Annotated in this window: 22 protein-coding genes, 1 tRNA gene and 1 pseudogene; 7 read left to right on the forward strand and 17 right to left on the reverse strand. The window is 52.5% G+C overall.

Features of this window, described 5'->3' with window-relative positions; genetic code table 11:
• Positions 1 to 126: 126 nt before the first annotated feature.
• Positions 127 to 1,326 (reverse strand): enoyl-ACP reductase FabV, encoded by a 1,200-nt coding sequence (gene fabV, locus ACGS9J_RS12485; protein WP_442231216.1) that lies wholly within the window; start codon positions 1,324 to 1,326, stop codon positions 127 to 129.
• Between the two features lie 148 nt (positions 1,327 to 1,474).
• Between fabV and ACGS9J_RS12490 the strand changes: the two genes are divergently transcribed.
• A complete protein-coding gene (locus ACGS9J_RS12490; RefSeq protein ID WP_442231217.1) occupies positions 1,475 to 1,684 on the forward strand; it encodes a hypothetical protein in 210 nt (69 codons plus the stop codon).
• A gap of 77 nt (positions 1,685 to 1,761) precedes the next feature.
• Here ACGS9J_RS12490 and ACGS9J_RS12495 read toward each other — a convergent pair whose 3' ends face one another.
• Complete coding sequence (locus tag ACGS9J_RS12495) at positions 1,762 to 2,112, reverse strand: DUF4377 domain-containing protein (protein ID WP_041415315.1); 351 nt, start codon at positions 2,110 to 2,112, stop codon at positions 1,762 to 1,764.
• A gap of 356 nt (positions 2,113 to 2,468) precedes the next feature.
• Positions 2,469 to 3,443, reverse strand: a complete 975-nt coding sequence (locus tag ACGS9J_RS12500) for a LysR substrate-binding domain-containing protein (protein ID WP_442231218.1) — start codon at positions 3,441 to 3,443, stop codon at positions 2,469 to 2,471.
• A gap of 99 nt (positions 3,444 to 3,542) precedes the next feature.
• On the opposite strand from ACGS9J_RS12500, the gene ACGS9J_RS12505 reads away from it, so the two are divergent.
• A complete protein-coding gene (locus ACGS9J_RS12505; protein WP_442231219.1) occupies positions 3,543 to 3,977 on the forward strand; it encodes a DMT family transporter in 435 nt (144 codons plus the stop codon).
• Between the two features lie 4 nt (positions 3,978 to 3,981).
• Complete coding sequence (locus tag ACGS9J_RS12510) at positions 3,982 to 4,473, forward strand: DMT family transporter (RefSeq protein ID WP_442231220.1); 492 nt, start codon at positions 3,982 to 3,984, stop codon at positions 4,471 to 4,473.
• Positions 4,474 to 4,601: 128 nt separating this feature from the next.
• Here the strand turns inward: ACGS9J_RS12510 and ACGS9J_RS12515 are convergent, their stop codons facing one another.
• Together ACGS9J_RS12515 and ACGS9J_RS12520 are read right to left on the reverse strand one after the other, a co-directional pair.
• Positions 4,602 to 5,057 carry an OB-fold protein gene (locus ACGS9J_RS12515; RefSeq protein ID WP_442231221.1) on the reverse strand — a complete coding sequence of 152 codons (456 nt, stop codon included), beginning with the start codon at positions 5,055 to 5,057 and terminating at the stop codon, positions 4,602 to 4,604.
• 1,032 nt (positions 5,058 to 6,089) lie between these two features.
• Positions 6,090 to 7,217 (reverse strand): M10 family metallopeptidase C-terminal domain-containing protein, encoded by a 1,128-nt coding sequence (locus ACGS9J_RS12520; RefSeq protein WP_442231222.1) that lies wholly within the window; start codon positions 7,215 to 7,217, stop codon positions 6,090 to 6,092.
• Positions 7,218 to 8,138: 921 nt separating this feature from the next.
• On the opposite strand from ACGS9J_RS12520, the pseudogene ACGS9J_RS12525 reads away from it, so the two are divergent.
• Positions 8,139 to 8,459: pseudogene (locus ACGS9J_RS12525) on the forward strand (tyrosine-type recombinase/integrase); the annotation flags it as partial.
• A 305-nt stretch (positions 8,460 to 8,764) separates the two neighbouring features.
• Here ACGS9J_RS12525 and ACGS9J_RS12530 read toward each other — a convergent pair.
• The 4 genes from ACGS9J_RS12530 to ftnA all read right to left on the reverse strand — a co-directional run bounded on the left by ACGS9J_RS12530 (position 8,765) and on the right by ftnA (position 11,278).
• On the reverse strand, positions 8,765 to 9,106 hold the full coding sequence (locus tag ACGS9J_RS12530) for a YebY family protein (protein ID WP_442231223.1): 342 nt from the start codon (positions 9,104 to 9,106) through the stop codon (positions 8,765 to 8,767).
• Between the two features lie 69 nt (positions 9,107 to 9,175).
• The gene (gene copD / locus ACGS9J_RS12535) at positions 9,176 to 10,057 is read right to left on the reverse strand and encodes a copper homeostasis membrane protein CopD (protein WP_442231224.1); all 882 of its coding nucleotides are present in this window, start codon (positions 10,055 to 10,057) and stop codon (positions 9,176 to 9,178) included.
• Between the two features lie 3 nt (positions 10,058 to 10,060).
• On the reverse strand, positions 10,061 to 10,444 hold the full coding sequence (gene yobA / locus ACGS9J_RS12540; protein ID WP_442231225.1) for a CopC domain-containing protein YobA: 384 nt from the start codon (positions 10,442 to 10,444) through the stop codon (positions 10,061 to 10,063).
• Between the two features lie 315 nt (positions 10,445 to 10,759).
• The gene (gene ftnA, locus ACGS9J_RS12545; RefSeq protein ID WP_442231226.1) at positions 10,760 to 11,278 is read right to left on the reverse strand and encodes a non-heme ferritin; all 519 of its coding nucleotides are present in this window, start codon (positions 11,276 to 11,278) and stop codon (positions 10,760 to 10,762) included.
• Positions 11,279 to 11,650: 372 nt separating this feature from the next.
• On the opposite strand from ftnA, the gene ACGS9J_RS12550 reads away from it, so the two are divergent.
• Positions 11,651 to 11,881, forward strand: a complete 231-nt coding sequence (locus ACGS9J_RS12550) for a DNA polymerase III subunit theta (RefSeq protein WP_037420309.1) — start codon at positions 11,651 to 11,653, stop codon at positions 11,879 to 11,881.
• Between the two features lie 30 nt (positions 11,882 to 11,911).
• Here ACGS9J_RS12550 and pip read toward each other — a convergent pair whose 3' ends face one another.
• Entirely contained in the window at positions 11,912 to 12,865 is a 954-nt protein-coding gene (pip, locus tag ACGS9J_RS12555) for a prolyl aminopeptidase (RefSeq protein ID WP_442231227.1), read from the reverse strand.
• Positions 12,866 to 13,037: 172 nt separating this feature from the next.
• Positions 13,038 to 13,463 carry a TraR/DksA C4-type zinc finger protein gene (locus tag ACGS9J_RS12560; RefSeq protein ID WP_442231228.1) on the reverse strand — a complete coding sequence of 142 codons (426 nt, stop codon included), beginning with the start codon at positions 13,461 to 13,463 and terminating at the stop codon, positions 13,038 to 13,040.
• A 436-nt stretch (positions 13,464 to 13,899) separates the two neighbouring features.
• On the opposite strand from ACGS9J_RS12560, the gene exoX reads away from it, so the two are divergent.
• Positions 13,900 to 14,568 carry an exodeoxyribonuclease X gene (gene exoX, locus ACGS9J_RS12565; RefSeq protein ID WP_442231229.1) on the forward strand — a complete coding sequence of 223 codons (669 nt, stop codon included), beginning with the start codon at positions 13,900 to 13,902 and terminating at the stop codon, positions 14,566 to 14,568.
• Positions 14,569 to 14,602: 34 nt separating this feature from the next.
• Here the strand turns inward: exoX and ACGS9J_RS12570 are convergent, their stop codons facing one another.
• The 6 genes from ACGS9J_RS12570 to ACGS9J_RS12595 form a co-directional block, all read right to left on the reverse strand.
• Positions 14,603 to 16,636 carry a S9 family peptidase gene (locus tag ACGS9J_RS12570; protein ID WP_442231230.1) on the reverse strand — a complete coding sequence of 678 codons (2,034 nt, stop codon included), beginning with the start codon at positions 16,634 to 16,636 and terminating at the stop codon, positions 14,603 to 14,605.
• A 68-nt stretch (positions 16,637 to 16,704) separates the two neighbouring features.
• On the reverse strand, positions 16,705 to 17,358 hold the full coding sequence (locus tag ACGS9J_RS12575) for a tellurite resistance TerB family protein (protein WP_442231231.1): 654 nt from the start codon (positions 17,356 to 17,358) through the stop codon (positions 16,705 to 16,707).
• A gap of 183 nt (positions 17,359 to 17,541) precedes the next feature.
• Positions 17,542 to 18,129, reverse strand: a complete 588-nt coding sequence (locus tag ACGS9J_RS12580) for a TorD/DmsD family molecular chaperone (protein WP_442231232.1) — start codon at positions 18,127 to 18,129, stop codon at positions 17,542 to 17,544.
• Between the two features lie 42 nt (positions 18,130 to 18,171).
• A complete protein-coding gene (locus ACGS9J_RS12585; protein ID WP_442231233.1) occupies positions 18,172 to 18,909 on the reverse strand; it encodes a phosphatase in 738 nt (245 codons plus the stop codon).
• Between the two features lie 86 nt (positions 18,910 to 18,995).
• Positions 18,996 to 19,937: a glyoxylate/hydroxypyruvate reductase GhrA gene (gene ghrA, locus ACGS9J_RS12590; protein ID WP_442231234.1), complete on the reverse strand. Its 942-nt coding sequence runs from the start codon at positions 19,935 to 19,937 to the stop codon at positions 18,996 to 18,998.
• A 126-nt stretch (positions 19,938 to 20,063) separates the two neighbouring features.
• A complete protein-coding gene (locus ACGS9J_RS12595) occupies positions 20,064 to 21,548 on the reverse strand; it encodes a peptide MFS transporter (RefSeq protein ID WP_442231235.1) in 1,485 nt (494 codons plus the stop codon).
• Positions 21,549 to 21,979: 431 nt separating this feature from the next.
• Between ACGS9J_RS12595 and ACGS9J_RS12600 the strand changes: the two genes are divergently transcribed.
• A tRNA-Ser gene (locus tag ACGS9J_RS12600) sits at positions 21,980 to 22,069 on the forward strand.
• The last annotated feature ends 298 nt before the right edge of the window (positions 22,070 to 22,367 follow it).

Genomic DNA, 22,367 nt, shown 5'->3' on the forward strand with positions numbered 1-22,367 from the left:
ATAAGGTGGCTTAAAATATACTGAAGAATAATAACACGGCCTATTGAGGCCAGATAATGCGTGCAGCCACCGAACCAATAAAAAAGGCCGGGATATCTCCCGGCCCTTTCTCAATGCTCGACGGAGTTAGACTAACTCAATCACGTCAAACTTAACTTCACCGCTGAGGTCGGCTTCGTAATCAACGCCTTGCAGACCAAAACCGAACAGACGCAGGAACTCGGCCTTGTAGCCCTGGTAATCGGTCAGTTCGTTGATGTTGCTGTCGTCGATCTGCGCCCAGATTTCGCGGCAGGTGTTCTGCACGTCGTCGCGCAGTTCCCAGTCGTCCAGACGCAGACGGTGCTTCTCATCGGTGTCCGGTGCGGTGCCGCTGTACAGCTTGGTGGCGAACAGACGCTGGATTTGCTCGATGCAGCCTTCGTGGATCCCCTGCGCCTTCATGATTTTGAAGACGATGGAGATGTACAACGGCATGACCGGGATTGCAGAGGAAGCCTGAGTCACCACCGACTTCAACACGGCAACGTAAGCCGCGCCGCCTTTGGCCTTCAGTTTCTGATCGATGGCCTGAGCCGCGCGATCCAGGTCTTCTTTCGCTTTACCCAATGTACCGTGCCAGTAGATTGGCCAGGTCAGATCGGTGCCGATGTAGGAGTAAGCCACTGCCTGCACGTTGTCCGCCAGCACGCCGGCTTCTTCCAGTGCGTCCATCCACAGCTGCCAGTCCTGGCCGCCCATCACTTTGACGGTGTCGGCAATTTCCTGCTCGTTGGCCGGTTCAACCACAGCTTCAACCAGCACGTCTTTGTTGGTGTCGAGCGCCACGGATTTGTACGGTTCGCCGATAGGTTTCAGCGCAGAGCGCACCACTTCACCGGTTTCCGGCATTTTACGCACCGGCGAAGCCAGCGAGTAAACCACCATGTCGATCTGGCCCAGGTCCTGTTTGATCAGGTCGATAACCGTTTGGCGGCATTCGTTGGAGAATGCATCACCGTTAACGCTTTTCGCGTACAGGCCTTCTTCTTTAGCTGCCTTGTCAAAACCGGCAGAGTTGTACCAGCCGGCAGAACCGGTTTTGCCTTCGCTGCCCGGCTTTTCAAAAAATACGCCGATAGTGGCCGCACCGCTGCCGAATGCGGCATTGATACGTGACGCCAGGCCGTAACCGGTGGAAGCACCGATCACCAGCACTTTTTTCGGCCCGTTTTTCAGTTCGCCACGTGATTTAACGTAGGCGATTTGCTCACGGACATTGGCTTCACAACCTGCCGGGTGAGCGGTAGTGCAGATAAAACCACGAATTTTAGGTTTGATAATCATAGTAATTTTTTCTTGGTAGCTAAAAACCGAAGGACAATATACCTGATTTTCTCAATATACTTAAGCTGGGCGCATGGCAGAATTGCAACAAGCCCAGTGAGCAGACCAGTCCCCCACCTTAAATCGCGACCTTAAAGGAACCATGCACGTGATTTTTATCGCCAAATTGCACGCCGACGAAGTGGATATTGATCTTCATCTGGTCACGACGATGCTCGCCAGCCAGTTCCCGCAATGGGCGACGCTGGCGATAACGCCACCTGGCGGCGTGGCCGGGTCTGGAGGCTGTCGATGGATGTGGATGCGTATTACTTCGAAAAGGTTCTGCGCTGGCGCGGACTTCGCGTTATCAGATTGAGCAGGTCGCGGCAGACGTTGGGTTATCACTTTGAGGTTATCAGGTCAGGACATTCAGCCCTGACCTGTATCCGACTATCAGACCTTGTTCTTTTCCAACTGCTCAACCAACGTATAGCGCAGTGAAGAAGCGTCAGCCGGGACGTTTTCCAGTTCGGTCACTTTCACCTTCAGGCGGTAGCGGTAGCCAGGTTCGAAGGTAAAGCCTTCGATCTGGCTATAAAACATTTCCCACTGGCCCTGCACAGAGTGACGGACCTGCATGCATTTCATTGGGGCGACGCCCATGCAATCTACCAGCGCACTGTTAACCAGCAACACTTCCGTATGGTCTCCGTCTTTGTTCACGGGTTGGCTCACTTTCGCTCCCTCCTGGCTACAGCCGGCGAGGCCGACTAAGGCGATAAATAACAACGCTTTGATTTTCAATGTAATGCACCATTGAGACTTTAGGTGCGGCGATAGTAACAAAGCCACTGCTACCGGGGCCAGCGACATGTTGTTAATTTTCTGCAGCGTTGAAGCCGCCTGCTGAGGGTATCGATGGAATAAAGTACAAAATCGGACCCACGATTGATTGATCCAGCGGCTCGTTAAGACAAAAATAGCGGCATTCATTATCGTACACTCAACGCCGATTAATCATGGTGGGGCACGGTGGACTCTTCATGTAGCGGATTTTTATTATCTCCGTGCCCCGCCGCCATTATCGATCGCCGAGCCCTCGGGGGCTTATGGTGCCAACAGAAACCCAAAAGAAACCCCGCGTTCGAGCGTAAGTTCTATTATGCTTGCGGATAAATACGCACATCAGCGCTATTACCGATCTCTGATTGCCAATAAAGCGGTGTGCCGAAAAGCTCAACGTAATAATCTATTACCGCCCTGACGTTAAGTGGCGTGTGACGAGTATTGGGATAGAGTGCGGCAATATTCTGTGGCTCCGTCTTGATGGAACATTCCAGATCCGGCAAAAGAGCGACCAGCTCGCCACTCTGCAGTCTTTCGCTCACTAGCCAGTCAGGAAAAAGTACGATCCCCATCCCACCCAGTGCTGCAATAAGTAGCGTTTCAGCGTTGTTTGATGTCATCAGCGGCGCGATGGGATAACGCATCCATTCCTCGCCCGGCTTGCGAACCAGCCAGCGGTTGGGGCCAGAGGAGCCACGGTAGACAAGGCATTTGTGATGACTGAAGTCATCCGGCCCACTCGGTGCACCGTATTTGCGCAGATACGCGGGTGAGGCAGCCAGATGATAAAATTGCTGTCCGAAAATCCGCGCATGAAAAGAGGAGTCAGTCAATGCACCGATGCGGAAGATCACGTCGGCGGCGTCCTTGTGAGGGTCGATAAAGTCATCGGTAAGCATCAACTCCACATTAAGTCGGGGGTAACGCTCCGACAGTCCTGGAAGGCCAGGGGCAATGTGCCTCTGTCCGAAAAAAACCGGGCCATTAATGCGAATCAGACCAGAGGGCTCGATAGCTCGCTCATCCAGTTCCCGACGGGCATCTTCAACATTCCCGGCTATCGCGCGGGCATAGTGAATAAAGAGATGACCACTTTCAGTCGGAATAATTGCCCGCGTATTTCGGTAAAAAAGCTGCTGACCGAGCGCATCTTCAAGCTGTTGGATCACGCGTGATACCTGTGAAGCCGAGATCCCCTCCCGGCGCGCCACTAGCGAAAAATTTTGCGTTTCATAGACCTCAATAAAGATCAGCAGCGAGCGAATGCTGATATTTCCGGCGTCGTACATTGATGCACTTCCTGCAATAGTGTTTATTGCATTATGGCATTTTTCTCATCTTTAATCCGGCGTAGTCTTCGCCACCTGGATTGATGGAGACTGATTGCTATGCAACTTGTTTTGATTTTACTGGTTATTGCGGGCGGTATGGGACTGTCCGTAGAGGCGGGATTACTGGGCCCGCTGGGAGGCAAGGTTGGGGATTTATGGGCGACGTTCAGCATATTCGGCGTTGGTGCGGCGTTGACGTTTCTTCTGATGCTGTTTTTCAGTCCACGCAACAGTCCCTCATTTTTCGCGCAGCCCTCCTGGCAGTTGCTCGGTGGCGTACTGGGCCCGGTTTACGTCATTATTCTGACTATCGCCACACCCGCCATCGGCATCGCCATGACGATGATTGGCATTCTTGCCGGTCAGGTATTTAAAAGCTTGCTGATCGACCACTTTGGGCTGCTGGGGACGCCACGCAGAAAGATAAACGTTAAACGCGTCATCGCGCTGATTTTCATCATTGCCGCATTGGTTCTGGTTGCACAGGGGTAAGGTTATGACATTGATTATGATAATTCTGGCTGTTATAGGGGGCGCGACGCTGAGTATTCAGGCCGCCATCAATGGACAACTCGGCAGCAACGTTGGCGTATTCAAAAGCGCGTTTCTGACGTTTTCCGTTGGTGCTCTGGTGACCGCCCTGCTCATTTTCTTCTTTGAACCGAAACAGACGGTCAGCCTGTTAGATGTGCCCAAGTGGCAGCTTCTCGGCGCTATGTTCGGCGTGCCGTATATTGTAATTATGGTGCTCGCTGTGCAACGTATCGGTACCGCCGTCGCCACGGTAGCGGTGATATTTGGTCAGCTGACCATGAGCATGCTGATTGATAACTTTGGCTGGCTGGGAAATGAGTCAATACCCTTTTCGATGAGTCGTCTCGGCTCCATCGTTTGTCTAGGTATTGCGCTGTTCTTTATCTATTCAGGCAGCAGAACGGCCACAACAACCAATAAAAAGGCGTTAGTTAGATCGAACAGCCGTCAATAGCTCAGCATCCCACTTCTCCTATCGCTATTAGCCGGATGCCGGAGCGTTGAAGGTTCGAGTTATCAGCATTGAGCGGAAAATAAACCACACTGAAAAGGCGGCGCTATCCGCACCGCCATCAAACAAATTTAGTTAGCAAAAACGCAATCACGGCCGGAGGGCGCACCCACCACACGTGCCATACTTTTGCAAGTAACAACAATCTGTTGACCTTTCTTCAACGCTAATGCTGCCGACTTCTCTGAATCTCTAATCCCCATCATTGCAGGCAAGAATTCATTGCTTGTTTTTAAGCGAACAATAATTGAGTCAGTAAAGTCCTTATCAATCGATTGTACCGTTCCAGATACCTCGATTACTTTACCTTTCATTTTTTCATCTGCAGCAACTTCATTGTCATTGTAATCTTTGAACAATGCATTCGCTGTAGTTTTGTATACTTCCTGAGCCGGTGTAGAAGCGACTGAAGCTTTTTCTGAAGAGGTTGATTGATTGGCTGTGCTATCTTTTTTATCGTCGGCAAAGTAGCCAATAACAACCAAGGCTATAACGATATAAAGTGCCCATTTTAAAAATTTTTTCATTGTTTCCCTTTACCTAATACTGTTTTTATTTCCACTTCCCCCCTTAAGGGGGTGACGTTATCAATATCACACCCAAAACAAATAGTTTCATTGCGATATTAATTCTTTTGCATGAAAGAATGTCCCTGCATAGATGCCGAAACTTCCATCAAAATAGGATAACCATGATACATGACATAAAGTTTTATTTCCAAACCCTATAACCCCAGCACTATGACTTTTATGGATGAATTCCGGGTCTTTGTGGTTTATAGAATAAGAAAAGATCACAGACTCAGTCACAAACCTGTATCAGGGATGTGTTATGGGATCCCAGCATTACACCTGCGGCTACCAAGCCCCCACAGTTGAACCGTCAGAAAATGCCCTGACGATCACCCGTGACCTGAATTTCCACCCAAGAGAAATGGCGGTAAAACGATCACATCGATAGAAAAAGAGGGATGCGGTAGAACATGAGGCGTGATAAATGGCCACTCTTCTTGTAAGTCACTGTTTTAAAAATCCACACAAGAAAGGAACGAATACATTCTCTAATGGGAATATGTAATTTTTTCCATTTAAAATCAACACCATGTAAATTTTAAGGAAAGTGATGGTCTACGATTAAGCAATTAAACGGATACTTCTATAAAGGAAAGATTGACCTGTCCGCTGGTGAGTTGGCTTTCTGGATCACAGTAGATAAGGCAGAGAAACAGCCTGGCGTAAAAGACCTCTATGTATTGACCCCCAATATTGGCGGTATCAATTTCATCCCAGTTCTAAACCAAGAACCACCACCGCAGGCACTCCCCCCTTATCCCTCACTCTAAGAAAAATTATCACGTATAAACTGAGTACCCGGTGAAAATCCCCTACGTGGAAAACAATGCATTGGCCGCTGGCTTTACCAATAACCAGCATCCCCCTACACCACTTATTTAAATGGAAATGTTCAGCAAACGTTTACAGGGCACGTAATAAACGGCATGCATAGTGCCACTTATTACGCGTCCGTTAATATCCAATATGTCGGCTTTTTACCGGGGGTCATACAAGAATGAACGCCTCTTGTGTCAATTCTTGGGTGACTCCAACAAGTTGGATTTGAAACAGCTCCGCACTCGGCTCAACAAAGGGGTCAACTTCAACATTTGTCCCTTCATCAGTATGTACCAGTCGTATTTCTTTGCCATTACCACTGAATTCCTGATAACCAATAAAGGTCAAATCGCTCCCCTCTAATCCACCAAGAAATTCATAATAATCCCGGCAATTATCATTAAGCTCAGACAGGTCTATTTTATCCTGCTCCTGATCGTTAAAAGTAAAATCAGTGATAACATCAGGTTCTTTCGAGGTACTGGCCCCAACCCACTCATAGAAAAACACATCACTCCCTGTACCGCCAGTCAACTCATCCCCACCAGAAGAAGAGGACAGAATAATATCGTTACCGGCCCCCCCGTCAATGTCAAAATGCGTTCCCATCTGGCCAATGGTGCTAAAATCATTATTAAGAACAGTGATGCTGTCGTCACCATCATCTCCGAATAGCCGTCCGTTATTCGTTGGCGTCTGGGACAACAACTCAATATCAATGTGATCATTACCATCATCACCATGTACCAGAAGATTTTCACCCAATGGTTTTATCCAGTCATCGCCGGCACCACCATAAATTTTGTCATCCTCCGGAACGATTTCTCTTGGAGGGTCATCTATTCCATAGTGGTTACCCCAATATATCCAATAGTTAGTCGTTATTCGGTCATTCCCATCGCCCCCAAAGATAGTATTGTGCCCGTAAACATCAAGCTCCATTCCTAATATGTCATCACCATCCCCCAGGAAAATGATACTATTATCCATTTTACTCATTAAGCGAACATAATCGTTATCAGCCCCGGCGAAAATAGTTGCATTACCGCCAGTATATATCTCGTCCTCTCCGCTACCGGCGAATACAATATCTGCATCATTTTCCTGTGTATTGATTTTGATGATGTCATCGCCAGCAAACCCAAAGATCCAATCCTTTCCTGAGGTCCCTTTCAGGACATCATCCTCCCCTGTCCCTAAAATGACATTGGGTATAAAGGGTGATAATGCACCTATGCCATCCTGCATCGCGATTTTTTCGGACAAAGACGTGGTTATTAATCTTAAGTTATTCATGGCAATATCCTATATATTCTATAAGATTCTGAGGAAATCCCCAGCCTGTTGCTCCGACATAACGAATGTTACAAACAATGCTCACGACAGGTGAGTCAATGATCTTATCAACTGCTTTTCGTATAGACTGGGTATAGCCCAATCTGGGCAAAAAACAAATGAATCGGCCTTCGGGCTCGTAAAAATTAGAGCCAAGCTACATTTTGAACGATATTCTCTCCAGGCGCTTTCCCTTAATCGCCGGTCTCACCCGCAGACCGAAAGCCATGTTCATATGATGTTGTTCATCTGAGTTTCACCTTCATGCAATACCCAGTCCCATCGGGTTAAATACGCAATAACCAGCGCCGGGATTGCCCAACACCGTATGATTGCCTCACAAACTGGATTACAAGTCTTCACAGCCTCCATACTCATTTGATGGATCCTGTCGTGTAATTATCCCAGCATGTAGATAATTCAGCTCAATGACGGTGGATATGGAGGCGCTGCCGACGCTTTTCTTCCCATGATTATTTCCCTACCGATGGATGCTATTGGCATTATTCCTAATTGGACTACATAACATTGAATTGATTAACCATATCGATTATTAATCAATTCAGCTGTATCCAGATACTAAGGGAAGATATGGAATACATTTTATTGCTCGTTATCTTAATCGGCTTAGCTGGGTTTGCTTTGCGTAAGCATTGGAAAAATCCCACTGCAACAAAAAAATTGATGAAAAAAGCAAATAAAAGATGATAATCAATATCATATGAGAGCATTCTTAATGATTAGAGTCATTTATGAAATTATGCTTTAAACACAACTAGATAAACGTAAGTGCTTCCTTATCCCCTGAGATCTCGCGGTATCGGGGGTGTTTTTTATTCATCCCCGCACGGCCTTAACTTTCAGCATCAAGTTGGCGTTAGCCTGCGCCTCTGCACCGTGATCGATCGTTGCCAACTGGCCAGTACCACAGACTTTATGCTAAGTGCTGGCATTCGGAAAAATAGCCCGGACGGTTCTTTGCACCCAGATGGATTGACGAAGAAATTTGTTGCTACGCGAAAAGCTTCTGGGCTGGAGTTTGAAGAGAATCCGCCGACGTTCCACGAGATCAGGAGCCTGGCTGGACGGTTATACGAGAAGGAAAAAGGGAAGGAATTTGCACAGAAATTGCTGGGGCATAAATCCGAAAAAATGACGGGTAAATACCTCGACACTAGGGGGAAAGAGTACGTAATACTGTAAAAGACCGAATATCAAAATTCGAGTAAATTCGATTTTTTCGAAAAATAACGATATAAAACAACAAATTAAAAAAAGACCGAATACGATTCCTATATTCGGTCTAGGGAAATGGCTCTTGGGAGAGAGCCGTGCGCTAAAAGTTGGCATTTTGTGCAAGGCTTGTTCAGCCGTGCACTTTAAGAGTAGCTTACCGCGCTATTTTTGCCAGCCAGCCGCACGGCTGGTGATAGTTTCATGACGAAATTAATTGCGGGCAGTTTTCCATCACCGGTTAACCTCGAACTAAGCCATTGGGGGATAAGCGATTAGTTCGCGCAGAGCTTCTCGGCACGTTCGCGATATGGCTCGACACTCATCTTATGGCCCGGATTGGCCGCGTCATCCAGCAGGATCACATCCAGTGGTTGGGCGCGCTGCTGCCCTGCTTTCACCTGCGCTTCTGCGGTGGCGTTAAGCGGGTACTGCATTAGCGTGCTGTTGTTGAGCACGAACAACGCGCCCCCGCTGCGGCACTGTAACGTCACTTCTTCTTTGGTGAACGCCCACTGCTTGCCGTATTCCAGCTTGGTGATGTTCACCAGTTGATCTGCCGCCAGCGCACCGGTCGCGGTTGCCAGCAGCGTCATGCCAAGTAATACCGATTTCATGTTATGGCCTTAGGGTTGCTATTTGATTCAATTTTCCCGCAGTTTGGGGGCCTTCGGCAAGCCGGAATGTTATACCGGCGCATAGGTTGCAAATAAACTGACCAGCAGCAGCACCGCAGCTCCCAACCCCAGTTCAGCCCAGCAAGCCAGTACCAGCCCGCGTTGCGCCAGCCGTGGCATGCTGCTCATCGCCGGGACGATAGCGTAACGGTTGGCTAACGCCACCATGACCATCAGCGCCACCAGCGCGGTTTTGAACAACAGCAGGCGTTGGTAAGGTGAATTTGTGTCTAACGGCCAACGTCCGAGAATAATCAAACTGTTGATCACGCCGGTCAGCAGCACCAGCGCTACTGCCAGGTGTCCCCAGCGTGAGAAGCGTATCAATGTGGTGACCGCGTCGCTGCGCCACTGCGGTTGAGCGAGATAGCGCAAACAAACCAGCAACGGCAACAGGCTGCCGAACCAGTAACCGGCCGCCAGCAGGTGCAGCGCGTGATTAAACCGGTGCAGTGCGCCAAGCTCCCCGCCATGCATCGCCGCATGCCCGATAAACGCCATGCTGACCAACAGCAGTGTGGAAAACAACGCCAAAAGTTGTGTACGGCGCGGCTCTGCCAGCCACAGGCTCAGCAGCGCCAGGAGTGAAATACCCAAGTGCCAACGCCAAACTTCGCCGAAGGTGGTGCCCAGCACCGCCCACCACACGTCTAACTGCCAGGTGTCTGCCCAGCCGTCCCCCATCTGCCCGGCCTGAATAGCCAGCAGCGCCACGGCAGAAAACCCGGCAAGCCAGGTACAGGAGACCAGCAAAGGACGCACATCACGGGCGAGATACGGAGAAAGGCGCTGCGGCGACAATAAGGCGGTGAACAGGCTGGTGCCAAACATCAGCATCACCGCCGCAAAGTGCACAAAGCGACACAGGACAAACAGGGTCGCCAGACTCATGGGTTAGTTTACGGTGAAGCTGTACTGGCCTTTGGTTTTATGACCGTCGACCGAAACCACATGCCAGCTAACATTATATTTACCCGCTGCCAGCTCGCCTTCGATAGGCAGATTGACCTGGGTATTGTTGTTTGCATCGAGCTGCAATTTACCGGTTTTCACTTCCGCGTTGTCCGGGCCGGTGATTTTAATGCCGCTAAAGTTAGGCTCAATACCTTCGGAGAAGTTGAGCGTCAGCACCTTGGGTGCCGGGCTAACGCTGGCATCTGCCGCCGGCGTTTCAACTTTCAAATGGGCATGCGCCAGTGCCTGCTGCGAAGACAGCCCGACAAACAGCACGAAAATGGTGGAAAGCAGGCGATAAGAAGAACGAATTTTACCGATCACAGTGATATCCCTTAAAGCAATAATCGAGGGTGATAAGGGTTTAGGCTAACCGCCGGGGCGATGTATCAGCAGCCCAACCCACCGTAGATGATTGCGCCACGGGTAAACAGAATAATGGGAGTAAGCCCCTGTTTTGACTCTCTACCTTCCCTGTAGCGTATCGCGTTAAATGATAACGAGTGTCATTATGCAAGTCGAGCAGAACGCTGGCATTTTGCGATCGGGTAGCACATATCGCTGTAAGACCGCGATAAATGCAGGGCATAAAAAAACCGCGCTCGGACCATGCCGACACGCGGTTCTCAACTAAAGCGATTAAACCTGGCCGTTACCGTTTTCGCCGGCCGCACCCATTTTCTTCAGATCTTTATCAATGAAGAACAGTGCATTGCCGCTGTTACCCACAAGCGCCAGTTTATCCAGCACGGATTTGAACAGCTTCTCTTCTTCGTGCTGCTCGGCAACATACCACTGCAGGAAGTTGAAAGTGGAGTAATCGTGGGCGATCATTGCCGCGTGCGCCAGTTCGTTGATCTGGCGAGTAATCAGTTGCTCATGCTCGTAGGTCTGCTGGAACACGTCCGCCAGGGAGCCGAACTCAACCGGCGGCGCGGCGATGGTGCCCAACAACGGCAGAGCACCGGTGTCGCTCAGGTATTCAAACAGACGCTGCATGTGCTGCATCTCTTCCTGAGAGTGCTCTTTAAGGAATGCGGCGGCGCCTTCAAAGCCTTTATCGCTGCACCATGCGCTCATTTGCAGATACAGATTGGCAGAGTAGAACTCCAGGTTTAGTTGCTCATTCAGCTTTTGGGTCATTTCAGGCGTCAGCATAATCATTCCTTTATTTTGCAGGTATCAACTTAATTTTTCCGCATTATGCCTTGATGGATACAAAATAAAAACACCTGATTTACATCATCGATGATTTAATTTTAAATAATATAAAAATCAACGTATTATGAAAAACATTAATTATTCATTTAAATTATTATGATAACTATTTCTATCTGTATATTTAATCAAAAAGCGAATCATTCTTATTTAAAATAATAAATGAATTGCATTGCTGCCGGAGTGATAAATAACCGTTCCCGTTATCTGTTATTAACGCTGCCCCTTTCCACTGCGCTTCAGGCTTGCCAAGCGCCGCCGGGTGCATTACCTTCTGCGCTGATCCAATGCGGTAACAGTAAGGAGAATACGGTGGGTTACAATCTGGCAGAGCTTTCCAAAGAAGAGATGGACAAAGTGAACGTTGATCTCGCCGCTTCCGGCGTGGCATTCAAAGAGCGCTACAACATGCCGGTGATCCCAGAAATGGTTGAGCGCGAACAACCCGCGCACCTGCGTGATTATTTTCGCGAACGCGTGGCGCACTACCGTGTCGAATCGCACAAGTATTCGCGTCTGCCTTACGAGCCGAAGTCCAAATGAAAAAAGCCCGCCGTAGTGGCGGGCTCTGTGTCATTTTCCGGCAAACCTGTCGGTCGCCAGCATCAACTGATGCAGAATGCCGGGTTCGTCAAACGAGTGTCCGGCTCCCTCGACGATATGCAGCTCCGCCTCCGGCCAGGCCTTCGCCAGATCCCAGGCGTTTTGCACCTGACACGCCATATCGTAACGGCCATGAATGATCACCGCGGGGATATGGCGGATCAGCGGGACGTTACGCAACAGCTGATCGTCGCTGTCCAGGAAGCCCAGATGGGTAAAGTAGTGGTTTTCGATGCGGGCGAAAGCCAGCGCAAAATCATCCTCACCAAAAGAAGCCGACTCGCTGCTGGGCAGCAAGGTCACCGTCTCCCCTTCCCACACGCTCCACAGCTTGGCCGCTTCCAGCTGCACCTGCAAATCTGTTGAGGTCAGGCGCTGACGATAAGACGCGATCACGTCCTTGCGCTCTTCCTCTGAAAGAATCGACAGCACGCGCTCCCATTTCTCCGGGAAGAAACGCGAGGCACCGTCCTGATAGTACCAATGCAACTCCTGCTTACGCAGGGTGAAGATACCGCGCAACACCATTTCGCTGACGCGCTGCGGATGGGTTTGCGCGTAGGCCAATGCCAGCGTCGAGCCCCAGGAGCCGCCAAACACCAGCCATTGATCTACGCCGGCCATTTCGCGCAGCCGTTCAATGTCCTGCACCAAATGCCAGGTGGTGTTGTTGTCCAGGCTGGCGTGCGGCTTGGAACGACCACAGCCGCGTTGATCGAACAGCAGCACCTTGTAGCGCTGCGGATCGAACAGTTGACGGTGGTAAGGCGAAATGCCGCCGCCCGGCCCACCATGAATAAAGACTGCCGGTTTACCGTTCGGATTACCGCTCAGTTCCCAGTAGATCCGGTGGCCATCCCCGGTGTCCAGCCAACCGCTGTCATATGCTGCTAACGGCGGGTACAAACCTCGTAATTGTTCCATGGCGCTTCCGTCTCTCTGTGGGTCACCCCCTCATCAAAGCGGAAGCCACTCATTTGGTCAACGGTAAAACCTGAAAACTCCGGCACTCCCCAACAAGTTAGGGTTCGTTTGCTTAAAATGAGTACGACTTGCCGGTAAAATAGCGGCTGGCTGTTGGGAGCCAACCGCGAAACTAGCCCCGCTTACGCAGATGCGGCTCACGCATTTCCTGCGCGGTTTTGGCTTCGATGCTCAGTTCCGCCGTTGGCCGCAACAGCAGGCGTGCCAGGCCAATAGGCTCACCGCTTTCAAGGCAATAACCATAGTCACCGTTATACAAACGTGTTAACGCTGCGCTGATTTTCGGCAGCAAACGGCTTTCGCGATCCAGTTGACGAAACAGCAACCGCAAATCTTCTTCACGCGCCGCTTTGTCGGCTTCGTCACCAGACACCTCACCGCCGTCGATATCCCGCTTCAACGCTTCGATGTGCTGTAGCAGTTTTTGCTGCTCGTCCAGCAGGCGCTGGCGGAAAAATGCCTGCTGCGCCGGGTTCATGTAGTCAGACTCCGGCATGGCCAGGATCTGCTGTTGGTTTAACATGGAAACGATTGTCATGGCGCTCTCCGGTTACTCTTTAATTGTTACATTATAACATATCAAGATATTTAAACCGCTATTCCTGAGAAACAAAATTCCACCTATAAACAATCGATTACCCATAACGCCTGCTTTCATGCTTGCATCCGGCAGGAGTAAGGAGGTTAATGGCTGAGCAACCCACCCAACCATAGGTAACTGAGAGGCCATCATGAGTAAGGGAATGGATAGCAAAAAAAATGCGAAGAAGAAGCCGTTGAAAACCCCGGCAGAGAAACGCGCAGGTAAACGCGCCAAGAAAGGCCAAACATCCGGCGAGTAAGCGAACTTCTAACCGTAGTTAAACCCGCCGAGGCGGGTTTTTTGTTGCCTGAAATAACGCCCCCGCTTTCAATGGTTGGCATCGACGCAGCTCCCCGTTAAGCTAAACCTGTGCAGCCATCCTGAGGAAACCATGAATTTACGCGTAATAGACACTGAAACCTGCGGGCTGGAAGGCGGCGTGGTCGAAGTGGCCTCCGTTGATCTGATTGACGGGCAAATCGCCAATCCCATGAGCGATTTAGTCAGCCCTGACCGGCCGATTGGCATCGAGGCCATGGCCATTCACCACATCACCGAGCAGATGGTCGAGGGGAAGCCACGCATCGCAGTGGCAATAGGCCGCTATCTGGGCAGCCCCTACTATGTCGCCCACAATGCGGCTTTCGATCGTGGCGTGCTGCCGGAAATGCGCGGTGCCTGGATCTGCACCATGAAACTGGCCCGTAACCTGTACCCGGACATCAAATACGGCAACCAATATCTGCGCTATGCGCTAAATCTGGATGTGCAATTGCCGCAGGACACCACGCTGTACCCGCACCGTGCGTTGTACGACTGCTACGTGACCGCCGCGCTGTTGCAACGCATCATCAAGGATTCAGGCTGGACGCCGGAGCAAATGGCGCAAATCACCGAGCAACCGGTGCTGTTGAAGAAGTTTAAGTTCGGCAAGTATCGCGGGCAGGAGATTGATCGCATTGCGCAGGAAGATCCCGGCTATTTGCGCTGGATGCTGAAATCCATCGAAGATCTCAGCCCAGACATGAAGCACACGCTGAAATACTATCTGATCGGCTGAAAATAGCGGGCAGCGCCAGCCGCCCGCCTGAAGATTACTCCGCCAGCGCCAGAATAAAGGCGTACTCCAGCGCGATGTCTTCGTAAGCTTTGAAACGCCCGGACTTGCCGCCGTGACCGGAATCCATGTCGGTATACAGCAACAGCTGGCGATCGTCGGTCTTCAACTCACGTAATTTCGCCACCCATTTGGCCGGCTCCCAATACTGCACCTGCGAGTCATGCAGGCCGGTGGTGACCAGCATATGCGGGTAATCCTGCGCCTTCACCTGATCGTACGGGCTGTATTGCAAAATGTAGTCGTAATACGCCTGCTCGTTCGGGTTGCCCCATTCGTCGTATTCGCCGGTCGTCAGCGGAATGGACTCATCAAGCATGGTGGTGACCACGTCGACAAACGGCACCTGCGCCACAATACCGTTAAAAAGCTGCGGCGCCTGATTGATCACCGCGCCCATCAGCAAGCCGCCGGCGCTGCCGCCCATGGCGAACACCTGTCTGGCGTCGCCGTACCCTTGAGCAATCAAGGTTTCGGTTACGTCGATAAAATCGTTGAAGGTATTTTGCTTGTTGAAAAGCTTGCCGTCTTCGTACCACAGCTGCCCCAGTTCGCCGCCGCCGCGAATGTGCGCCAGCGCAAAGACAAAACCGCGATCCAGCAGGCTCAAGCGGCTGGCGCTGAAGGCCGGATCCATGCTGCTGCCGTAGGAACCGTAGCCATACACCATCAGCGGGTTGCTGCCGTGTGCGAAGCTATCCTGGCGATAGACCAGTGAAACCGGTACCTCGACGCCGTCGCGTGCCTTCACCCAGACCCGCTCGCTGCGGTAATTTTCCGGGGTGAAGTTTTTCACTTCCTGCTGTTTGAGCATCACGCGCTCGTCACTGTCGAGGTTCAGCTCATACAGCGTGGTCGGCGTGGTCATTGAAGAGTAGCCATAGCGCAGCAGCTCGGTTTCCGGTTCCGGGTTGTATGCCAGCCAGGTGGTGTACGTCGGATCGTCGAAGGCGATGCGCTTCACTTCTCCGCTCTGCCAATGGATTTGGCGCAGTTGGGTCAGCCCTTCGCTGCGCTCCTCCACCACCAGCCAATCGCGGAACAGGCTAAAGCCTTCCAGCATCACTTCGATGCGGGGAGCAATCAACGTTTGCCACTGCGCTTCATCCGCCTGCTCGCTCTGATACAGGCCGAAGTTTTTACCGTCCTTGTTGGAACGGATGTAGAAATGCTGATGATAGTGATCGATACCGTATTCATGATCTTTACGGCGCGGTACGAACATCTGCGGGGTGCTGTCGGCACGATCGGCATCCAGCAGCAAAATTTCCGAGGTGGTGGTGCTGCTCAGGTGGATCAGAATAAAGCGCTCGGAGGTGGTTTTTTCCAACCCGACGTAGAAGGTGTCATCCAGCTCTTCGTAGATCAGCTCATCAAGCTGCGGATCGGTGCCCACCACGTGGCGATAGACCTGATAAGGCAACAGCGTTTTAGCGTGTTTACGCACGTAATACACGGTGGCCGAATCGTTGGCCCATTCGAAATTGCCGGAGGTGTTCTCCAGCACTTCGTCGGTCCAGCTGTCGTCGCTGAGGTTTTTGAAACGAATGTCGTATTGGCGACGAGAGAGGAAATCTTCCGCGACCGCCAGCTTCTGGTTGTCAGGGCTGACTTCCAGGCCGCCAAGGGTATAAAACTCTCGTTGCTCGGCACGCTGATTGCCGTCGAGCAGGGTGTCCCAATGCTCGCTCTCGGCCTGCGGCTGACGAACATAAATCGCGTATTCATTGCCCGGTTCGAAGCGCGTCTGATAGCGATAGCCGTTTCTGACATAGGGCACCGAATGTTCCTGTTGCGGAATACGCGCCACCATCTCTTCATACAGCGTTTCGCGCAGGGCCTGCTGCGGTTTCAGCGCCGCATCGGTAAAGGCGTTCTCCGCCTGCAGATAGTCCAGCACCTGCGGGTCTGCGCGCTCGTCGTCGCGTAGCCAATAATAGTCATCCACGCGCGTGTCGCCATGGACAGTAATGGGATAAGGACGTTTTTCTGCCTTAGGGGGTGTCATCATTGCTAAATCATCCGCTTACCTTGATTAAGGCAAGAGTGACACGATTCCCCCCGGCTTGCCAAGCGGCGCTACGCCAGCTCGCGCTTTTTCTCGTTCACGTCGTTTTCGATGCCCTGCTTAACGTCCGCCGGGATCTTCAACGACTGCGCCAAGGCATCGAGATAGCCACGTTCCATAAAGTGATCCACGTCGATCACCATGCAGCTCAGGTAATACACCTCCAGCGCTTCGTCTTCGTTTTTCACGCTTTGGGCGATCAAATCCGGGTTAAGCGGCTGGTCGATCGCCTCTTGCACCCATTGTTGCGCTTCTTCACCCACCTGCAACTGTTCCAGGCTGTGGTCGATGGCGAGCTTTTCTTCCGCATCGATATGGCCGTCGCTCTTGGCGGCAAACACCAGTGCCTGTACCAGACGTTTGGCACGCAAATCCACCGGCGTGGTCTGCAGGCCAAACTGCGGTTCATTCTGATGGGTTTCTTTCACCCGTTGTTTGTACTTATTCCACAACACCGCCCCCACCGCTGCGCTGCCGCCGATAATCAAAGCATTTTTGCCGAATTTGCCCACCAGCTTGCGCGAAGACTTATTTGCCAGCAATACGCCCACCAGGCCACCCAACGCCGTCGGGGCCAGCAGCTTGCCGATACCTTCCGAACCGCCGAGTGAACCGGCCTTTTGTCCAATCATCGATTGGATCTGCTGCATCCAGTTATTTTTCATGCTTTACCCTTTGCGTGAGGAAACAGGGCGCGCAGGCACACTGAGGCCCGGCCACCGGTAAACCGTCAGATTAGGGGATTTATTGTCAATTTACGTATGGGGGATGAAAACCTGTGTAGCGGGAAAAGTTTGTGGCGGGAAGAGGCCGACTTCGCCGTTAAGCGCAAGCCGGCCGGTACGGGGTTAAGGCTGTTCGCCCTCTTCGCCCGGCTGTTCTTCTTCCTGCTCGTACTCCGCCAGCTCGTCTCGCATCGCCTGGATCGACTCGCGAGCCAGCAGCGACAGGGTACGGTAAAAACCGGTGGTGGCATGAGCTTCCACTTTGCCGAGGAACCGGCCGCACCACGGCAGCAGGTAATCGTCAAACAGCGTGATTTGCGCCTGCGCTTCGTCTTCCTGCGACTGATCTTCCAGCCAGGAGGCCGCCAGCAACAAGGAACCGAAGTGATCGGCCGGCGCTTCGCCGAGCGGCATGCCACGCTGCTGCAGGAAAGTACGCACTTCCGCTTCGGTGGCCCCTTCGACATAGGCAGAACGGAACGGTGACACGCTGCATTCGCTGCCGACAAACATGGCGTTGAAATCGCTGGACAGCAGGTTCACATCACAGCCCTGCTGCAGGCGTACCAAGAGTTCGTCCTGCTCCAGCGGCCAATGTTGCTGCAGCTTGCCTTCTTTGATCAGCGTGAACAGCGGCACCAACAACGGATCCTGCGGCTGACGATAAAACAGCGTACCCAGCACGCGGCAAACAACGGAAAACTCATTCATGATAATGCCTTATACAATACGGAAAAATTTGCCGGGACGATGTCACAAATCGGCCAATTCCGCAATCGCCGGCTTGCCACGTCGTTCGAGAAAGTCGAGCAGGCGCCGTGGGCTGACGTTGAGAATACGATCCTGCGGGAACTCTACCTCGGCAATAATGCGTTCGCAGTGCTCAAACCCGCCGAGCGAGAAGGCGATATGCGAATCCGACCCCAACGCCAACCAACCACCGGCATCACGCACCGCGGCGGCAATCGCCCGGCAGTTGTCCTCGCTGCCCTTGCGCGAATGGGTAAACGACGAATTGTTCAGTTCCAGCGCCACTTCGTACCTGGCTGCTGCCGCGGCAACCGCTGCAATGTCAATCGGGTATCTTGGGTTACCGGGGTGGCTGATTATGTGCACGTCACCTTGCGCCATCGCGGCGATCATCGCTTCGGTATTGGCCGCCTTGTCCTGCGGGGCAAACACCGGCTCGTGGAAACCGGCAATAATCACGTCGATTTTATCCAGCATCGGACCGGTGCAGTCGATATCGCCCTGCAGGTTTTTGATGTTGGCCTCGATGCCGCGCAGGATGCCCACGCCGTCCACCAAACGCGGCCACACGTGCATGTTCATAAAGTGCCAATAGTGAGGCGCATCGGCCATATCCGGGCCGTGGTCGGTGATGGCGAACAGTTTGATGCCCTTTTGCCGGGCTTCGGCGATGTAATCATGCAGCGTACTGTAGGCGTGGGTGCTGGCAACGGTGTGCATATGTAAATCAACGGGGTACATTGCTTCTCCTTCTGGACGGCCTGCCCAAAAACGACGGCAGGCACGGTTTATTATTCATTTAGCTTAGCAGGTGCATCACCGAAAGATCAGTAACCCAACAGCACATCCACCACGCCGGCCGGTGTTTGTCCGGCTTCAAGCGCACGGATGTTTGCCGCGATCTGATCCATCGCCGCTTCCGGCAAGGTGATGGCAGCAATATGCGGGGTCATGGTGACACGCGGATGACGCCAGAACGGATGTTCCTGCGGCAACGGCTCATGGACGAACACATCCAGCGTGGCAGCGGCAATTTGCCCCTGCTCCAGCGCCTGCAGTAAATCGTCTTCAACCAGATGCGCGCCACGCGCCAGGTTGATCAGATAAGCGCCAGGCGCCAAATGTGCGAACAGTGACTGATTGAGGATCCCGGCGGTTTCCGGCGTATTGGGCAGCAGGTTGATCAGCAATTGCACGCCATCGAGAAACGCGGCGCGTTGTTCGGCACCGGCAAAGCTCTGCACGCCGGCAATCTGTTTAGGGCTGCGGCTCCAGCAGCGCACGTTGAAACCAAATTCCGTCAGTTTCCGCGCCACGCTTTTCCCCAGCACCCCGGCCCCCAGAATGCCAATGGTGAAATTATCCTGCTGATGGGGATCGAGCGGTTGCCACTTCTGTTGCTGTTGCAGCAGTTGATACTCGTCAAAACGGCGGAAATAACGCAGCACATAGCTCAGTGCATATTCTTGCATCTGTTGCGCCATGCCGGTGTCCTCCAGGCGCACCAGCGGAACGCCGGCCGGCAGAGTGCCTGGATGCTGACGCTCTTGCTCAAGAATGGCATCAACGCCCGCGCCGAGGGCAAAGACCCCTTTTAACTTTCCACGCTTCGCCAGCATCTCATAAGGCGGCCGCCATACCAACGCATAATCCGCCGGGCGATCGTCGCCTAGTTGCCAGGCGCGTACCGTTGCCTGCGGCAGGCGTTGCGATAGGCCGGTCAGCCAGTCCTGGGCATTAAAGAAAGGGTGATAGAAAATGATGTTCATCTGTACGGCTCCCGTCTGTTTTTATGCATTTACCTCCAGACTTCCGCGATTCGCCAACAGATGCAAGCGCTAAAGCTCAAAATGAAAACAGCCCCGACCAGTGGGCTGTTTTTATGCTGCGGGATCTCAGGCGGCAACGGGCGCGTCATGCCGGATCAGCCGACGCAACAGCGGGATCAGAATCAACATCACCACACCGACGCCTGCTGCGCCCCAGCCCAGTACGCTGAACACTTCGCTGTAACCGGGGTTGGTCATCACTGGGGTGCTGCCGCTGTTTTCCGGCATCAGCCCGGAAACATAACCCGCCAGTATCGAAGCAACGCCGGTGACCATCATCCAGCAGCCCATCATCACGCCCTGATAGCGCGGCGGCGCCAGTTTGCCGATCATCGCGTAGCCAATCGGGGAAATCATCAGTTCACCGATACTCTGCAACACGTAACTGATGACAATCCATTTGAACGCCACCAGCCCATCGCCACCGGCCAGGCTGATGCCCAACGGCAACACCAGCATGCCCAGCCCGATACAAAACAGCGAGCCGGAGAACTGCATTGGAATGTCGATATTGCAACCGCGTGCGCGCAGGCGGTTAAACCACCAGGCCATCAGTGGGCCTCCCACCACGATCACCAACGTATTGATGTTCTGGATCCACTGTGGTGCCACCTGAATGCCGTAAACATTCAGGTTGATATTGTGCTCGGAGAACAGCATCAGCCCCATCGGCGCCAACTGATACAGCGCCCAAAATACCAGAGAGCCCAATGCCAGGACCAGGTAAGCCGTCATCCGGCGGCGTTCATCACGCGGATGATGACGCAACGTCACCACGCATAACATCAGGAAAATCAGCACGCCGAGACCAATCACGAAGTGGCCGCTGAATTCGGCATGGGTCAGCATGACGCGGATGATCGGCACCAGTGCCACCAACACCGCCAACCCGATCAGCATACGCCAGCGGTATTGCGAACGGCTGGCATCGTGCAGCGGGGTATTGAGATCGGCCAGTATCCGCCAGCGGCTGACGGCAACGATGATCGCCGCGGCATTACCCAAAGTGGCGAACAGGAACAGTGCGCGGTAATTTTCGGTCAGTTGGAAATAGCCGGCCACGCTGAAACCGACGAAGAACCCCAGGTTCATCCCGGCGTAGTTCCATAAAAAGGCCGATTCGCGCCGATCGTCGTCCGGCTTAAAGCGCTGGGTCAGCATCATATTAATGCAGGTGACGTTCAGCCCGCTGCCGGTCAGGAACATCGCCAGGCCCCAATAAAGGCCCCAAACGCCCGCCACGGCGATCAATGCACAGCCGATCACCTGCAACACCATGCCCAGCACGAACAGGTTGCGGTTACTGAGGAAGCGTCCACCCAGGTAACCGCCGAACATATGCAAACCGTAGTTGAACGCGCCAAATACACCCATCATGGCGTTGGCGCTGCCTTCACTGAACCCCAGGCGTTTGGTGGCGTAAAGCACCAACGTGGAATACAGCACGGCAAAACCCAGCGTGGCGAAGATTTGGATAAAGAACAGTGCCCCGGCGCCCGGGGGAATGGCATGGCGCTGCGGCACCGCCGTTGTGGAGTCCGATGGAGTCAAAATGAACCTCTACTGCATTATTATTTAATAGGTCAGTCCCTGTCTGCGTTATCGCCGGCGCCATGCCCGGCAACCTGCACGGCGGTGTGATATTCCTTGCCAAAACCGCCGCGTCAGCACCAATCTATTTAGCGACACATATGACTAATAATCCAGTATTAATGCATATAACAGCACCATGAATAACGACACTGCTGATATATTGAGCTAACCCAAACTAAAATGTACAAATATTAATCTGAGAACGGATTTCGCCCCACCATCGACCGGCAGACTCGCCACACGCGGCAGCCGATCGCTCGGGAAATCAGCAAATTGCTGCAAGTTTAGCTAAACAGTCATCGTTATGTCACAAGAGGGTTGACGCTGGGATCAGATTCTCCTACATTAGCGCCCGTCGACAGCGCAATGCGTTAGCGATGAAGTAAAACGGTGAGGTGTCTGAGTGGCTGAAGGAGCACGCCTGGAAAGTGTGTATACGCGTAAGTGTATCGAGGGTTCGAACCCCTCTCTCACCGCCATATTCCACGAGAAAGCCTGAACGCAAGTTCAGGCTTTTTTGTTGCCTGCAGCGCAGGAAATTCCCCTGCCAGGCTCCCTGCCCATGCGGTTCGCCGCAGTTTTCGTCAAAGCGAACACAGGTTAACCGGACGCGCCGAAACCAAGAAATTCTGCTTGACCGGATCGCCCTCTCTCCCTATAGTAGCGCCCCGTTGCACCAGTGAGTACGCAACAACAAAATACGGTGAGGTGTCTGAGTGGCTGAAGGAGCACGCCTGGAAAGTGTGTATACGCGTAAGTGTATCGAGGGTTCGAACC

The organism is Serratia quinivorans (assembly GCF_052113645.1).
Taxonomy (GTDB): Bacteria; Pseudomonadota; Gammaproteobacteria; order Enterobacterales; family Enterobacteriaceae; genus Serratia; species Serratia quinivorans_B.

What these genes read in the sequence shown, in the direction of transcription:
- ACGS9J_RS12530 (WP_442231223.1), bottom strand. Translation starts at nt 9,106, where the DNA reads ATGAAATCGGTATTACTTGGCATGACGCTGCTGGCAACCGCGACCGGT.
- ACGS9J_RS12510 (WP_442231220.1), top strand. Translation starts at nt 3,982, where the DNA reads ATGACATTGATTATGATAATTCTGGCTGTTATAGGGGGCGCGACGCTG.
- ACGS9J_RS12505 (WP_442231219.1), top strand. Translation starts at nt 3,543, where the DNA reads ATGCAACTTGTTTTGATTTTACTGGTTATTGCGGGCGGTATGGGACTG.
- ghrA (WP_442231234.1), bottom strand. Translation starts at nt 19,937, where the DNA reads ATGAACATCATTTTCTATCACCCTTTCTTTAATGCCCAGGACTGGCTG.
- ACGS9J_RS12580 (WP_442231232.1), bottom strand. Translation starts at nt 18,129, where the DNA reads ATGAATGAGTTTTCCGTTGTTTGCCGCGTGCTGGGTACGCTGTTTTAT.
- ACGS9J_RS12500 (WP_442231218.1), bottom strand. Translation starts at nt 3,443, where the DNA reads ATGTACGACGCCGGAAATATCAGCATTCGCTCGCTGCTGATCTTTATT.
- pip (WP_442231227.1), bottom strand. Translation starts at nt 12,865, where the DNA reads ATGGAACAATTACGAGGTTTGTACCCGCCGTTAGCAGCATATGACAGC.
- ACGS9J_RS12515 (WP_442231221.1), bottom strand. Translation starts at nt 5,057, where the DNA reads ATGAAAAAATTTTTAAAATGGGCACTTTATATCGTTATAGCCTTGGTT.
- ACGS9J_RS12520 (WP_442231222.1), bottom strand. Translation starts at nt 7,217, where the DNA reads ATGAATAACTTAAGATTAATAACCACGTCTTTGTCCGAAAAAATCGCG.
- ACGS9J_RS12585 (WP_442231233.1), bottom strand. Translation starts at nt 18,909, where the DNA reads ATGTACCCCGTTGATTTACATATGCACACCGTTGCCAGCACCCACGCC.
- ftnA (WP_442231226.1), bottom strand. Translation starts at nt 11,278, where the DNA reads ATGCTGACGCCTGAAATGACCCAAAAGCTGAATGAGCAACTAAACCTG.
- ACGS9J_RS12570 (WP_442231230.1), bottom strand. Translation starts at nt 16,636, where the DNA reads ATGATGACACCCCCTAAGGCAGAAAAACGTCCTTATCCCATTACTGTC.
- ACGS9J_RS12560 (WP_442231228.1), bottom strand. Translation starts at nt 13,463, where the DNA reads ATGACAATCGTTTCCATGTTAAACCAACAGCAGATCCTGGCCATGCCG.
- exoX (WP_442231229.1), top strand. Translation starts at nt 13,900, where the DNA reads ATGAATTTACGCGTAATAGACACTGAAACCTGCGGGCTGGAAGGCGGC.
- fabV (WP_442231216.1), bottom strand. Translation starts at nt 1,326, where the DNA reads ATGATTATCAAACCTAAAATTCGTGGTTTTATCTGCACTACCGCTCAC.
- ACGS9J_RS12575 (WP_442231231.1), bottom strand. Translation starts at nt 17,358, where the DNA reads ATGAAAAATAACTGGATGCAGCAGATCCAATCGATGATTGGACAAAAG.
- copD (WP_442231224.1), bottom strand. Translation starts at nt 10,057, where the DNA reads ATGAGTCTGGCGACCCTGTTTGTCCTGTGTCGCTTTGTGCACTTTGCG.